Source organism: Paeniglutamicibacter kerguelensis (assembly GCF_017876535.1).
In the GTDB taxonomy this organism is placed as follows: domain Bacteria; phylum Actinomycetota; class Actinomycetes; order Actinomycetales; family Micrococcaceae; genus Paeniglutamicibacter; species Paeniglutamicibacter kerguelensis.
In genome coordinates this window covers 1,549,974-1,563,503 of sequence record NZ_JAGIOF010000001.1, presented here as the reverse complement: position 1 = coordinate 1,563,503, position 13,530 = coordinate 1,549,974, and the positions used below count along the sequence as shown (strand labels likewise).

The 13,530-nt window shown below is 64.0% G+C and carries 12 protein-coding genes and 2 tRNA genes; 3 read left to right on the top strand and 11 right to left on the bottom strand.

Annotated elements, in window-relative coordinates; genetic code table 11:
- Positions 1–9: 9 nt before the first annotated feature.
- The 4 genes from arc to JOF47_RS07045 form a co-directional block, all read right to left on the bottom strand.
- Positions 10–1,746: a proteasome ATPase gene (gene arc / locus JOF47_RS07060; RefSeq protein WP_377738010.1), complete on the bottom strand. Its 1,737-nt coding sequence runs from the start codon at positions 1,744–1,746 to the stop codon at positions 10–12.
- A gap of 129 nt (positions 1,747–1,875) precedes the next feature.
- Positions 1,876–2,946, bottom strand: a complete 1,071-nt coding sequence (locus tag JOF47_RS07055) for a tRNA (adenine-N1)-methyltransferase (RefSeq protein WP_245356293.1) — start codon at positions 2,944–2,946, stop codon at positions 1,876–1,878.
- Between the two features lie 98 nt (positions 2,947–3,044).
- A complete protein-coding gene (locus JOF47_RS07050; protein ID WP_209996912.1) occupies positions 3,045–4,187 on the bottom strand; it encodes a site-2 protease family protein in 1,143 nt (380 codons plus the stop codon).
- Positions 4,188–4,904: an HAD family hydrolase gene (locus JOF47_RS07045; protein WP_209996911.1), complete on the bottom strand. Its 717-nt coding sequence runs from the start codon at positions 4,902–4,904 to the stop codon at positions 4,188–4,190.
- 61 nt (positions 4,905–4,965) lie between these two features.
- On the opposite strand from JOF47_RS07045, the gene JOF47_RS07040 reads away from it, so the two are divergent.
- Both JOF47_RS07040 and JOF47_RS07035 read left to right on the top strand, forming a co-directional pair.
- Complete coding sequence (locus JOF47_RS07040) at positions 4,966–5,889, top strand: PAC2 family protein (protein ID WP_342592727.1); 924 nt, start codon at positions 4,966–4,968, stop codon at positions 5,887–5,889.
- A gap of 140 nt (positions 5,890–6,029) precedes the next feature.
- The gene (locus JOF47_RS07035) at positions 6,030–6,722 is read left to right on the top strand and encodes a GNAT family N-acetyltransferase (RefSeq protein WP_209996910.1); all 693 of its coding nucleotides are present in this window, start codon (positions 6,030–6,032) and stop codon (positions 6,720–6,722) included.
- 580 nt (positions 6,723–7,302) lie between these two features.
- Here JOF47_RS07035 and mshC read toward each other — a convergent pair.
- The 3 genes from mshC to JOF47_RS07020 form a co-directional block, all read right to left on the bottom strand.
- On the bottom strand, positions 7,303–8,580 hold the full coding sequence (gene mshC, locus JOF47_RS07030) for a cysteine--1-D-myo-inosityl 2-amino-2-deoxy-alpha-D-glucopyranoside ligase (protein WP_209996909.1): 1,278 nt from the start codon (positions 8,578–8,580) through the stop codon (positions 7,303–7,305).
- A gap of 116 nt (positions 8,581–8,696) precedes the next feature.
- Positions 8,697–9,521: an undecaprenyl-diphosphate phosphatase gene (locus tag JOF47_RS07025; protein ID WP_209996908.1), complete on the bottom strand. Its 825-nt coding sequence runs from the start codon at positions 9,519–9,521 to the stop codon at positions 8,697–8,699.
- Positions 9,522–9,633: 112 nt separating this feature from the next.
- Positions 9,634–9,894 carry a hypothetical protein gene (locus JOF47_RS07020; protein ID WP_209996907.1) on the bottom strand — a complete coding sequence of 87 codons (261 nt, stop codon included), beginning with the start codon at positions 9,892–9,894 and terminating at the stop codon, positions 9,634–9,636.
- Positions 9,895–9,935: 41 nt separating this feature from the next.
- Here JOF47_RS07020 and JOF47_RS07015 point away from each other — a divergent pair, with 41 nt between their 5' ends.
- The gene (locus JOF47_RS07015; RefSeq protein ID WP_209996906.1) at positions 9,936–10,190 is read left to right on the top strand and encodes a DUF5703 family protein; all 255 of its coding nucleotides are present in this window, start codon (positions 9,936–9,938) and stop codon (positions 10,188–10,190) included.
- Positions 10,191–10,306: 116 nt separating this feature from the next.
- Here JOF47_RS07015 and JOF47_RS07010 read toward each other — a convergent pair whose 3' ends face one another.
- The 4 genes from JOF47_RS07010 to JOF47_RS06995 all read right to left on the bottom strand — a co-directional run bounded on the left by JOF47_RS07010 (position 10,307) and on the right by JOF47_RS06995 (position 13,376).
- Complete coding sequence (locus JOF47_RS07010) at positions 10,307–11,473, bottom strand: acyl-CoA dehydrogenase family protein (protein WP_209996905.1); 1,167 nt, start codon at positions 11,471–11,473, stop codon at positions 10,307–10,309.
- Between the two features lie 72 nt (positions 11,474–11,545).
- Positions 11,546–12,871, bottom strand: coding sequence for a M20/M25/M40 family metallo-hydrolase (locus JOF47_RS07005; protein ID WP_209996904.1), 1,326 nt, complete (start codon positions 12,869–12,871; stop codon positions 11,546–11,548).
- A gap of 145 nt (positions 12,872–13,016) precedes the next feature.
- Positions 13,017–13,099, bottom strand: a tRNA-Leu gene (locus JOF47_RS07000).
- Between the two features lie 194 nt (positions 13,100–13,293).
- Positions 13,294–13,376, bottom strand: a tRNA-Leu gene (locus JOF47_RS06995).
- Positions 13,377–13,530 lie beyond the last annotated feature (154 nt).

Below are 13,530 nucleotides of genomic sequence, written 5' to 3'. Positions count from 1 at the left end.
GGTTCACGCTCACAGGTACTGTCCCGTCTCTTCGCCGGCACCGGCGGGCAGGGACTTTCCGCGCCCGTTCTTGTCCGCGACGATGGTGCGGATGAAGGTGATGCGTTCGCCCTTGCGCCCGGAGATCCGGGCCCAGTCGTCCGGGTTGGTGGTGTTGGGCATGTCCTCGTGCTCCTGGAACTCCTCCACGACCGCGGCCAGCAGGTACTCCATGCGCACGCCGCGCTCGCCGTTGGTCAGGAACGCCTTGATGGCGGACTTCTTGGCGCGGTCCACCACGTTGCGGATCACGGCGCCGGAGGAGAAGTCCTTGAAGTAGAGGATCTCGGTTTCCCCGTTGGCGTAGGTCACCTCCAGGAACTGGTTTTCGGCCCCGGTGGAGTACATCGAATCGACGGTGGCCTGGATCATGGCGCGCACGCAGGCCGTGGCGTCGTTGCCGTGTTCGGCCAGGTCCGCGGGGTGCAGCGGCAAGTCGTCGGTGAGGTACTTGGCGAAGATCTCCGCCGCGCCCTGGGCGTCCGGGCGGCGGATCTTGATCTTCACGTCCAGGCGCCCGGGGCGCAGGATGGCCGGGTCGATCATGTCCTCGCGGTTGGAGGCTCCGATGACGATGACGTTGTCCAGGCGCTCTACGCCGTCGATCTCGGCCAGCAGCTGCGGAACGATCGTCGTTTCCACGTCCGAGGACACGCCGGTGCCGCGGGTGCGGAAGAGCGAATCCATCTCGTCGAAGAAGACGACGACGGGGCTGCCGCCGGCCGCCTTTTCCCGGGCGCGGGCGAAGATCAGCCGTATGTGGCGTTCCGTTTCGCCGACGTACTTGTCAAGCAGCTCGGGGCCCTTGATGTTCAGGAAGAAGCTGCGTGCGGATCCCGAATTGCCGTTGCGCTCGTTGGTGCGTTCGGCCAGCGAATGCGCCACGGCCTTGGCGATCAGGGTCTTGCCGCAGCCCGGGGGGCCGTAGAGCAGGATGCCCTTGGGGGCCGTGAGCCCGTGCTCGCGGTAGAGGTCTGGGTGCAGGAAGGGCAGCTCGACGGCGTCGCGGATCGCCTCGATCTGGTCGGAGAGCCCGCCGATGTCCGCGTAGGAGATGTCCGGCACCTCCTCCAGCACCAGGGACTGCATGTCGCTCAGGTGGATCTTTTCCATGCCGAGGCCGGTGCGCGAATCGAGCGAAAGAACGTCCCCCACCCGGACGATTTCCTTGACCAACTGGTCGGAGAGGCGGATGACGCGTTGGTCGTCGGCCCGTCCCATGGCCACGACCCGGTGGTCCTCCAGCACTTCCTTGACGGTGACCAGTTCCCCGGCCTGTTCGTAGCCGAGGCCCGCGACGACCACGAGGGATTCGTTGAGCAGGACTTCCTGGCCGACGTGGAGCTTGTCGAAGTCAAGCAGTGGGCTGATGGCCACGCGCAGCTTGCGCCCGCCCTGCAGGATGTCGACGGACTGCACGCCCGTGGCGGAGATCGCCACGCCGCCCTGCGGGTGGCTGCGCGGGTGCTTCTCGACGATGGTGCCGTGGCTGAACGGGGTGTCGCCGTCTTTTTCCAGCCCGGCCTTGAGGTTGATGATTTCCTCGCGGGTGCGTTCCAGCATGGCAACCAGGCGCGAGTTGTTGGAACCCGCCGAGGCCAGTTGGCGGTCGAGTTGGCGGTTCTTGTCACGCAGCACGTTCAATTGCCGTTCGGCGGCCGTGACCTGGCCCTCTAACCGTGTGCGATCTGTATCTTCGCTCATCATCAACCCGTTTCGCATTCTCTGAGGTCTGCGTGCACCGGCACCCGCCGGCACACGCAACTACACACTCATACTATGCATGCCCCCGCGTGATCCGGCGGTTTGTGACCGCCGGGCCACGCGGGGCGGGGGCTACTCGCCCGAGGGCTCTTCCTCGTCAAGCCCGGCCTCGCCCTGCGGCAGCGAGCCGCGCTGGGTCATCGATTTGGCGTCCTTGGCGGCGCGGCGCAGCTTGCGGGCGGAGACGCCGCGTTCGCCCAGGGCCTCGTGGTGCCAGGCCTCAGGGTTCTCGGAGCGGGTCCAGGTTTCCAGGTCCGCGGCGGAGTAGGTGTGCTCCTTGACGCGCTTGGCGCCCGGGATGCCCACGGCGCCGTCGGCCAGCCGGCGGCAGGTGATCAGGAACGCGGTGTGCGCGACCATGCGGTGGTCCGGGCGCACGGCCAGGCCCTCGACGTGCCAGCCGCGGACCATGGTCTCGAACGACTCCGGCTCGGTGTACAGGCCGGTGGCGCGGATGGCCTCCACGGTGCGGGACATCTGGGTCACGGTGGCGACGTAGTTGACCCACACGCCGCCCGGTGCCAGCACGGTGGAGACGGCGTCCACGCACTCCCACGGGGAGAGCATGTCAAGGACCACGCGGTCCACGGAGCCCGGTTCCTCGGTCTCCAGGACCTTTTCCTGGAAGTCGCCGATGGAGATCTGCCAGGCCGGGTGCGGGCCGCCGAAAACGGTGTCCACGTTGCCGCGGGCGATCTCGGCGAATTCCTCGCGGCGCTCGAAGGAGTGCAGGTAGCCGGCATCGCCCACGGCGCGCAGCAGCGACATCGACAGGGCGCCGGAACCCACGCCGGCTTCCACCACGCGTGCGCCCGGGTAGATGTCGCCCATCTGGATGATCTGGGCGGCGTCCTTGGGGTAGACCACGGTGGCGCCGCGCGGCATCGAGAGCACGAAGTCCTTCAGCAGCGGGCGCAGGGCCTGGTAGCGGACCTCGTTGGTGTTTTCGACGATCGAGCCCTCGGGCAGGCCTACCAAATCGTCGTGGAAGAGCACGCCCTTGTGGGTGTGGAACTCCCCGCCCGGGGTCAGGGTGATGGTGCTGATGCGGCGCTTCTGGTCGGTGAGCTGGACCCGGTCGCCGGGACGGAAGGGGCCGCGGCGGTTCATTGCGCCGTGCGGCGCTGCTGGCATGTCACTCATGTGTTGGTGGGTGTCCTTTGTGCTTGGGGATCTTGTCGTTTGTTGGCCTGCGCCGGCCTGCCCTTCCGGGACGGCTGCGCGGCACGGCTGTTGGGCGCCTAGTGCGCGTGGGGTTGCTGCGGTTTTCCGGTGATCGCGGCGACGATGTTCGCCTGGTCAAGCAGCCCGATGACGCGGTTCTGCTCGTCGATCACCGCGTATTCGCTGCCTTCGAGTGTTGCAAGGTAGCCGATCAGGGCGCGGCCGTCGGCGCTGGCGCTGACCACCGCGCCGGGGCTCAGGGCCCGCGCCGCGGAGAGCGCCGGGCTGCCGGCCAGCAACACCGGATCGATCTGGCCCAGGGTGGATTCGTCGATGACCCCCTGCGGGGTGCCCGCCTGGTCGATCAGGATGACGCGTCCGCCGCGGCTGGCGATGCGCGCGGAAACATCGGCAAGCGTGGATTCCAGCGCCAGGGCGGTGGCCGGTTCCATCAGCGCACGCACGGACACCAGCGGCAGGCGCAGGCGCAGTTTGGCGTGGGCGATGATTTGGGATGCTCCGGCCCACATGAAGCCGCCGACCAGGATCGCCACCAGCAGCACCTGGAAATCAAGGGGTTCGTTGCGGGTGAGCGGGCTGATCACGAAGTAGCCGACGATCAGCACCACGATCACGCGTCCGGCCCAGCCGGCGGCAACGGTGCCGCGGTCCTGCGAACCCGTGACCTTCCAGACCGCGGATTCGACGAGGCGTCCGCCGTCCAGCGGCAGGCCCGGCAGGATGTTGAACAGCGCCACCAGGAGGTTCGCCCAGACCAGGATGTCCCACAGCAGGAAGGTGACGCCGGTGGGCTGGACCAGTTGCAGCAGCACATAGCCGATTCCGGCAATCACGAAGTTTGCTGCCGGTCCGGCCATGGCCACGGCCAGCGAGCGTCCCGGCGTGGCATTGAACGACGAGAATTGGGTGTGCCCGCCCCACAGGTTCAGGACGATCCGGGCCCCGGGCCAGTCGAAGGCCTTGGCGGTGAGTGCGTGGGCCAGTTCGTGCACCAGCACCGAGAGCGCCAGCAGCACGGCGTAGGCAAAGGCGACGACGAAGGCCCCGTAGCCGAGTCCGGGGATGCTCCGGTCGACCTGGGGACCGAAGACCACGACGATGAACGCCGCGATCAGGAACCACGACCAGGCCAGCGACACCGGAACGCCAAAGAAGGATCCCAGCGGGATGCCTTCGCGCTTGGCTGGTGTTTCAGTCATTTAGTGTGCTCCGATGCCGATCAGGGACGAAAGTGTTGAGAGCTCGACCTGTTCCAGCGAGACGAGTCTGTGCCACAGGTCCGATTCGGGGACCTGGCTGAGGTGAGGGACCAGCACCGCCGTCAGGCCGGCCGATGCGGCCGATGCGATACCCGGGGCCGAATCCTCGATGCCGATGACCCGGTGGGCCTCAAGGTCCGGTACCAGCGCGGAAAGTTTCTCGAGGCCTAGCAGGTACGGGTCCGGGTGCGGCTTGCCATTGCGCACCTGGTCACCGGTGACCTGGAATGAGAAGTACTTCCTGGGGAGCATCGAGAGCACCTGGCTGGCCATCGCCGACTCGGACATGGTGACCAGGCCGCAGGGGATGCCGGCGACGTGCAGTTCCTCGAGAAGGTCCAGGGCACCGGGGCGCCATTCGACGTGGTTGTTGATCCCGGCCATCACGCGCTCGTTCAGCCAGTCGATGATTTCGCGCGCACCGAGGTCAACCCCGGCGCGCTGCAGCACCGCGGCGGAGTCGGGCAGCGCGCTGCCGACCAACCCCAGCGCGTCCTCGTGGGTCCAGGATCCGCCGTGGGCGGCGACAAGCTCGTTTTCGGCACCCATCCAATACGGTTCGGTGTCCAATAGCGTCCCGTCCATGTCCCAGAGCACGCCCTGGACAAGGCTGTTTAGGGTGGGCGTGGGCAAAACGGCCTGATTCTGGGTTGGCATGAGCCAATTCTAATGGGCTTGGGGTTCACATGCTGACGACTTCGCGCGCTAGTGTGTGGTTGTGAGCGAAGATATAAACGATCCGGTGACACTTTCGTCCCTCGTGGCCTCCGCCCCCTGGGACGAGACCGTCCGCCCGGCCATCATGATCGTGGCGTTTGAGGGCTGGAACGATGCCGGCGATGCAGCCAGCGAAGCCCTCAGACTCATTCGCCGTGCCAGCGGTGCCAAGAAGATCCCCGGCATCAGCGACGACGACTTCTACGACTACCAATTCTCCAGACCGCAGGCGCACCGCACAGCCTCCGGCAAACGCAGCATCAAATGGCCAACCACACATATGTACCGGGCGGAACTTGAAGACAGCCCCGTCGACCTGGTGCTGCTGCGCGGGGTGGAACCGACCTACCGGTGGAAGGCATTCATCTCCGAAATCCTCACCCGGGCCGAGGAGGAAAACGTGCAGGCGGTCATGGCCCTTGGCGCCCTGCTCGCCGATGTCCCCCACACCCGCCCCATCCAGGCATCGGTGACCAGCGACGACCCCGCGGTCCGCAAGGCGCTGGGCGTCCAGGAATCCAGTTACGAGGGCCCCACCGGCATACTCGGGGTGCTGGCACAGGTGGCCGAGGCCTCCGGACTGCCCACGCTGAGCATCTGGTCGGCAGTTCCGCACTATGTCGCCCAGGCGCCGTCGCCAAAGGCCCAGCTCGCATTGCTGCACAGGGTCGAGGAGTTCTTCCCGTTGACGATCGACCTGGAAGAACTCACCGAGGACGCCTTGGCTTGGGAACGCGGGGTCAACGAACTTGCCAAGGGCGACACCGACATCGCGGCGTACGTGCACCAACTCGAGCAGGCCCAGGACGAAACCGAACTGCCCGAAGCCACGGGCGAGGCAATCGCCCGGGAGTTCGAGCGCTACCTGAAGCGCCGCAGCCGCCCCGACTCCCCCGATGAGCCCGGTGGCCCGGAGGGCAGGTAGGTCCGGACCTTCCGCATGCATGCCTGCCAGACACTGGATTCCCACAATGGCGGGGCCATACGGTGCAGGATGCATCTCAGCAGCAACAACTATGTGACTTGCTGCTTTGCATGAAGTGCACACAAGGATAGGTTTGGAGAATGCTTGAACTAACGGATGTATGGCCACTTTTTGGCCTAAAAATCAGCAGCCCGCGACTGGAACTACGGCTGGTCCAGGACGAGGATCTGCCCGGGATCATCGAAGCAGCGCTCAGCGGGATCCATGACCCCGCCGCCATGCCCTTCTCCACACCTTGGACCGATGCGCCCAAGGAAGAACTCATGCGCAGCACCGCCAGGCACCAATGGCACGTCCGCTCCGGTATTGCTCCGGACAACTGGACGTTGAACCTGGTTGTGAGTCACGAAGGCACCCCGATAGGCATGCAGGACATCGGCGCCCGCGATTTTTCAATCCGTAAGACCGTGACGACTGGTTCATGGCTTTCGAGCCGTTACCAGGGTCTGGGTTTTGGGAAGGAAATGCGTGCAGCTGTGCTGCTTTTTGCCTTCGATCACCTCGGCGCCGAAGTCGCCGAATCCTCGGCGGCGGTCTGGAACCACTCGTCGTTGGGAGTCTCGCGCAGTCTCGGATATGTCCAGGGCAGCGTCAAACGAGTGGTGACGCGCCCGGGTGAGCTGGCAGAGCAGCAGGAAGTAAGCGTCACGTCGGCCGAATTCAAGCGCCCCGACTGGACCGTTGTCGTCACGGGCCTCGAAGCCGCAAGGAAAGAACTGCTGGGGAACCACGCGATTGATGGCAGAGTGCCGACGGTTCCGTTGAGCCGTTGAGCCATGTTTGATTGCCTGCCGTGCCGAGTGGCCTCGATACTCAGTGGGGACACAGGATCGCGTCATCAGTCAGCTCGAAACCGTTCGCATGGATCATGACCATGTAGCGACAGTGCATCCCACCAATGATGAGGTGCCTGTGCCGGACTCGCGGCCACGGCGCACTCGACGAACATCCCAATTGGAAGTTCCCGTTGACTGGCGGTTTGGTCTACCCGTGATGCTGCAATTTGGCCACCAAACGAAGCAGCTGGTTGTGTGCCGCTGCGCGGCCGGCCTTCGCGCTCCAATTACCAGAAACACAAAATGAAACTGACTTGATCAACCTTCAAGCTGTCCTTCAACGGTCAAGAATGGCTCGCTGACCGACCGCAACCACAACGGGCTGCTGCATTGGCTCAGGCGATGCATTCACCGGTTGCGTACACCATTCAAAATAGTTGCCGACTCACGAAGCTGGGCATGGTGGCAATGCAAGGGGCGCGTTCCGTGAACCGCAACCTTCCCGCGATCCGCGGGTCCGGCGGCGGCACGCGAAACGCGCCCCTTGGGTTTTCCGGCCGGAAGCCGGAAACGTAATCTAGAAGAGCTTGAGCCCCAGCAATGCGTCCAGCGCATCGGCCAACAGTTTCCCGCCGGCACCCTGGGAATCATCCGGGGCCGCGGGTTCCTGGACGCTGAAGGCATCGAGCACGGCAAGGGCCGCTGGTGCGTTCAGGTCGTTGGCCAGCTTGGAACGGATACGGGTGATCACGGCGGTGGCCTCGGAAAGCGTGGTGCCGGGAATGCGGTTCCGCCAATGCTCAACACGGTGCTGGCCCTCGACGAGCAATTCCTCGGTCCAGAACCAGTCCGAGCGGTAGTGCTGGCCCAGCAAGACGGCGCGAATGGCCACTGGCTCAACGCCGGCGGCACGCAGCTTGGAGACCAGCACCAGATTGCCCAGGGACTTGCTCATCTTTTCGCCGTCAAGGCCCACCATGCCGGTGTGCACGTAGGCTTCCGCCAATGGCTTGCCGTCCAAGGCGGCGGCATGGCCGGCGGAGAATTCGTGGTGCGGGAAGATCAGGTCCGATCCGCCGCCCTGCACCGTGAACGGCGCCGGCAGGAAGCGGCGGGCAATGACCGAGCATTCGATGTGCCAACCGGGGCGGCCGTCGCCGAGGCCCGCGCCGTCCCAGCGCGGTTCGCCTTCACGGGCGACGCGCCACAGCAGCGGATCCAGGGCGTCGCGCTTTCCAGCGCGCTTCGGGTCCCCGCCGCGTTCAGCGAAGAATCTCATCATGGTTTCGCGGTCGTAGCCGCTGACGCTGCCCAGTTCCCACGCGCTGTTTGCCGCGGCGATGGCATCGAAGTAGATGTCCCCGTCGGGGTCGCCGTTCTCGCCGGGCACCCGGTAGGCCAGGTCCTTGGTGACCAGCTCTTCGATGAGCGGAACCAGCCAGGTGATCGATTCGACGGCACCGATGTAGTGCTGCGGCGGAATGACGTTGAGCGCTTCCATGTCGGCACGGAACAGGTCGGTCTGCTCCTCGGCCAGGGCCACCCAATCCACGCCGGTGGCCGCGGCGCGCTCGAGCAGCGGGTCGTCGATGTCGGTGACGTTTTGCACGTAGGTGACTTCGCGTCCGGCATCGAGCCAGGTGCGCTGCAACAGGTCGAAGGCAACATAGGTGGCTGCGTGCCCCATGTGCGTTGCGTCGTACGGGGTGATGCCGCAGACATACATGCTCGCCGGAGCATTGGACTTCTCCGCCGGGGCGGTGTCAACAAGTGAACGGCTGGAGGTGTTGTGAACCTCAAGAATCGGTGCGTTTCCCGGGATATGCGGGATGGTGGGCGCGGACCATGCAAGCACGGGGCGTCCTTTCTCTTGGGCGTTGTCCCAAGTGGATGGGGAGTACTTACTTTCAACAAGCCCGTTCGGGGCTCAGTTATTCCACCGGTGCTGGGCTTCCGGCGGGATCGCCGGAATCAGGCGTTGAGGAGGCCGAATCCCAGTGCCAGGTACAGGACCAGGCCCAAGCCGATGCGGTACCAGACAAAGAGCCGGTAGCTGTGGGTGGAAACGTACTTCAGGAACCAGCCGACAATGACAAGACCGACAAAAAACGCAATGACGGTTGCCAAGGCGGTCTGCGGCAAGGTGTAGACGCCCGGCTCGTCGAGGGACTTCACGAGCTTGTAGAGCCCCGAGGCGAACACCGCCGGAATGGCCAACAGGAAGGAATAGCGTGCGGCCGCCTCGCGGGTGTATCCCATGAGCAGGCCGGCTGTGATGGTGCCGCCGGATCGGGAAACACCGGGGATCAGGGCCATGGCCTGGGCGAAACCGAAGAGGATGCCGTGCTTGGGGGTCAGCTCCCTGAGTTCACGGTCCTGCCGGCCGTAGTGGTCGGCGACGGCAAGGATCAGTCCGAAGACGATCAGGGTTGTTGCAACGATCCACAGGGAGCGGAAGGTCGTGTCGATCTGTTCCTCGAAGAGCAGGCCAAGCACCGCGATCGGCAGCGAGCCGACAATGATCAGCCAACCCATTTTTGCGTCGGGGTCGCTATGCGGGACCTTTCCTCGCAGGGCGTTGAACCAGGCACCGATGATGCGGACGATGTCTTTCCAGAAGAACACCAGGACGGCCGTCTCCGTGCCGAGCTGGGTGATGGCGGTAAACGCCGCCCCCGGATCCGCCGCATTCGGCAGCAATTCGCCGACGATGCGCAGGTGCGCGCTCGAGGAGATGGGGAGAAATTCTGTCAGACCTTGTATCAGCCCCAAGAAGGCTGCTTCAAACCAATTCACGTACCGACATTACTTCACCGAGGCACATTGGGTCTTACCGGCGTCCCATGGACGGGCAAAGTTAATACCTGAGAACTACTTTTTGCCGGTGTATCCGGTCTGATGAAGGGTCTTACTCGCGCAATGATTCGGGGCCGGATTCGTACTCCTTGAAACCCTCGTCATCGTCGTCTTCATCAACTACGCTCAACGGTAAGAATTCTTCGTAGGCTTCATAGAGTGCATCCTCATATTCCTCGAAGGCATCTGCCACGGCCAGAAATGCGGAGCTGAGAGTCGCATCCTCGGCACCACGTTTGGAAGCCACTGCGGCCAAGTGCTCTTCAAGGCAGCTAATCAAAACGCTGAGGGCAACGCGCGGGTCTGTACTCATGGGCTAGACGTTACAGGCACAGCCACACGATGGACAGGGACATGATCGAAAAGATAATTCCGCCGCAGCAAATCATTGCCGGTTCACCCGACGCGGCAAACCAGAGATATGAATATTTGGTGATCACCACGCTTCCGCATGAGCAGCGGTCCTTGGTGCGCGGCGTACTGCGCGAACATGCGGAGTACGGGAAATGGGAGCTCATGCGCAGCTGCCTCTACCAGGGCGGCGGGCAAAAATACTGGATGCGACGACGCGTGATGCGCGTGAACCCGACCCTGAACATTCGCGCCTAGAAATGGTGCCGTGATTGGGTTCTCGTCCCGACCGACAAGGACAACAACCCAACCACTATCACTCACTGCCCCAGACGGGCCGCGGCCGGCTCGCCCGAAGCGTTCGCAGGCGGGACCTAGGACTCCACGGGACCCAACAGCCAAGACGCGACGGTGGAGTGCGCCGATTCGGCGTTTGAGGGGTGGTACAGGCTGGCAAGCGCGTCGCGGTAGAGTCGTTCGAGTTCGGAGCCCCTGAAGTACTGGCCGCCGCCGGAGACCTTTGCCGCGACCTCAACGCACGCCCGGGCGGTGTCCCCCGCCTGCGTGCGCAGGGTGACCAACCGCGGGAACCAAGCCGGACCGTGGTCAATCAGGTCATCCAGGTCCCGGGTGGTCATCCGCAGCATCGCATCCAGCTGCAACACCATCATGCCGGCCTCGGCCACCTGCCAACGGATGTCCGGGTCCTGGTCATAGCTGCGGCCCGCGTTCTTGAGCGATTTCCGGTTGGCGGGATTCGCCGCGGCCAGTTGCATGCCGCGTTCGGCCAGGCCCACGTAGACGGAGGCCGTCAGCGACAGGAAAGACGCAAAGATGCCGAACACTAGCGGGTCCGCCACCGGGCCCACGGGCAGCACGGTGTGGATCTGCTCGGCGGGGACCCGGGCGCCGGTGAGGATCGTGGTGTTCGACTGCGTGGCCCGCATCCCCAGCGTGTTCCAGTTCTCGGGGATTTCGATGCCCGGGGTGTCCCGGTCCAGGAAACCATGGACCAGGGTCGGGGCCTCGGCTCCGGTGTCCTTTCCGAAAACCCCGAGCTTTGTCCAAACCGGAGCCAGGGAGGTGAAGACCTTGACCCCGGTGTAGGCGTAGGAACCGTCTTCCGCCCGAATTGCGGACGTGACCGAGTCGAAGAGCACCTCGTCGTTCCCGGCCTCCGACACTCCAAAGGCCATTACTTCCCCGGCGGCGACCCAGTCAAGCACCATCTTCAGGCGGCCATCCCCGCGTGCGGCAAGCAGCGTGGCAACACCGGTCCACACCAGGTGCATGTTCACCGCCAACGCGGTGGCTGGAGCGTAGGAACCCAGCAGCCGCTGGGCGCCCGTCATGGTTTCCATGCCCCAGCCGAATCCGCCGAGCTCCACCGGCAGCATCGCCTTGAGGTAGCCGGCTTCCTTCAGCTCGTTGAAGTCGTCGTTGCAGAAGGTGTTCTCGGAATCGTAGTTCGTGGCACGGGCGCGGAAACGCTCGAGCATCTGCGAGTCGAGCACGTCGGTAATGGTTTTCAACTGGGTCATGTTCGCTTTCAATCGAAACCGGCCGGGAACCTCACCGCATGTCGGTATTCGGTGTGGCCCGGCCGGTCGGTCCTAGTAGGTGGTCAGCAGGTCGCGCAGGACCCTGGTCCCGAACTTCAACGAATCGACGGGCACACGCTCGTCGACGCCGTGGAACATTCCGGTGAAATCCAGTTCCTCGGGCAGCCGCAGCGGGGCGAACCCGTAGCCGGTGATGCCCAGCCGCGAAAGCGACTTGTTGTCGGTGCCGCCGGAGAGCATGTAGGGAAGCACCACGGCCTCGGGATCCTCGCGGCCCAGGGCCGCAACCATCTGGTCAACCAGGTTTCCGGCGAAGGGAACCTCCAGGGCGCGATCCTGGTGGACCGAGGTCAGGTGTACGTCGGGGCCGGCAAGCTCGCGCAACTTGGCGATGACTTCCTCGTGCTGGCCCGGCAGGGTCCTGACGTCGATCAGGGCCTCGGCGCCCCCCGGAATCACGTTGTGCTTATACCCGGCGGACAGTGCGGTGGGGTTGGAGGTGTTTTGCAGGGTCGCTCCGACGAACCTGGCCACGTTGCCCAATTCGTTGAGCAGGACTTCCGGGTTGTCGTCGGTGAATTCGATCCCGGTCATGGAGGAGACGCCTTCGAGGAAGGCTCGCGTGGTGTCGGTATAGGAGATCGGCCAGTCGTGTTCGCCGATGCGGCTGACCGCGGCGGCGAGCCGGGTGACGGCATTCGCGTCGTTGATCTGCGAACCGTGCCCGGCACGGCCCGCGGCAGTGAGCTTGAGCCAGGCGATGCCCTTCTCTGCCGTTTGCAGCAGGTAGGCCCGCTTGCCGTCGATGGTCGCGGAGAAGCCGCCGACCTCGCTGATGGCCTCGGAGGCCCCTTCGAAGAGTTCAGGGTGGGTTTCCACCATCCAGCGGGCACCGTAGTCGCCCCCGGCCTCTTCGTCGGCGAAGAACGCAAAGATCAGGTCGCGGCGGGGTCGGATGCCGTCACGCTGCATTTCGCGCAGCACCGAAAGGATCATGGCGTCCATGTCTTTCATGTCCACGGCGCCACGTCCCCAGATCATGCCGTCCTTGATTTCGGCACCGAACGGGTCGACCGACCATTCGTCCTTGAATGCCGGAACCACGTCGAGGTGGCCGTGGACGATCAATGCCGGCAGGGATTTGTCCGCGCCTTCCATGCGGGCCACTACGTTGGCGCGACCCGGGGAGGATTCAAGCAGAGTCGTTTCCAGCCCCACCTCAGAGATGAGCCCGGCGACGTATTCGGCCGCGCTGCGCTCCCCCGGCCCCTCGTTGCCGCCGAAGTTGCTGGTGTCGATGCGGATCAGCGCTTGGCAGATGCCCGCGACTTCGTCCTCGGCGGCGATTCGGGCGGAGGCGCTCTCTTCAGCTGACATGGTGGGATCTGCCTTTCACGGGGTGGCTAACGACTTCAACCATATCCAGTTTCAGGCTAGGAGAGCGAGAGCAAGACGCGTGGCGAAATGCGGTTAATACAAGAAAACCCCTGATCAGATTCTCATCTGATCAGGGGTTGATCTGTGCGAAGGAGGGGACTTGAACCCCCACCCACATAAGTGGACTAGCACCTCAAGCTAGCGCGTCTACCATTCCGCCACCCTCGCTGGTGACTGTCGAACCGAATGATTTTCCGAAGAACTTTATTTCCGTTGTTCGCAGCGAGATAAAATACTAGCACGGTTTTGACGCGCCTGCGTTCACCCCGCAACGAGGGCAAACCGAGGGCCACCCAAGGGTGCCACCGCGCAAATACTAGAAAACCCCTGATCAGATTTACATCTGATCAGGGGTTGATCTGTGCGAAGGAGGGGACTTGAACCCCCACCCACATAAGTGGACTAGCACCTCAAGCTAGCGCGTCTACCATTCCGCCACCCTCGCTGGTGACCATCGAACCGGGAAAGTTCCGAAGAGCTTTGCTTCCGTTGTTCGCGGCGAGATAAGACTCTAGCACGGCTTTGGTGCACACTCCAATTCGGTGGCTCTCGCGGCCAAAAATGCCGTATTCACAAGGAATTTCATGCCACTTACGGGA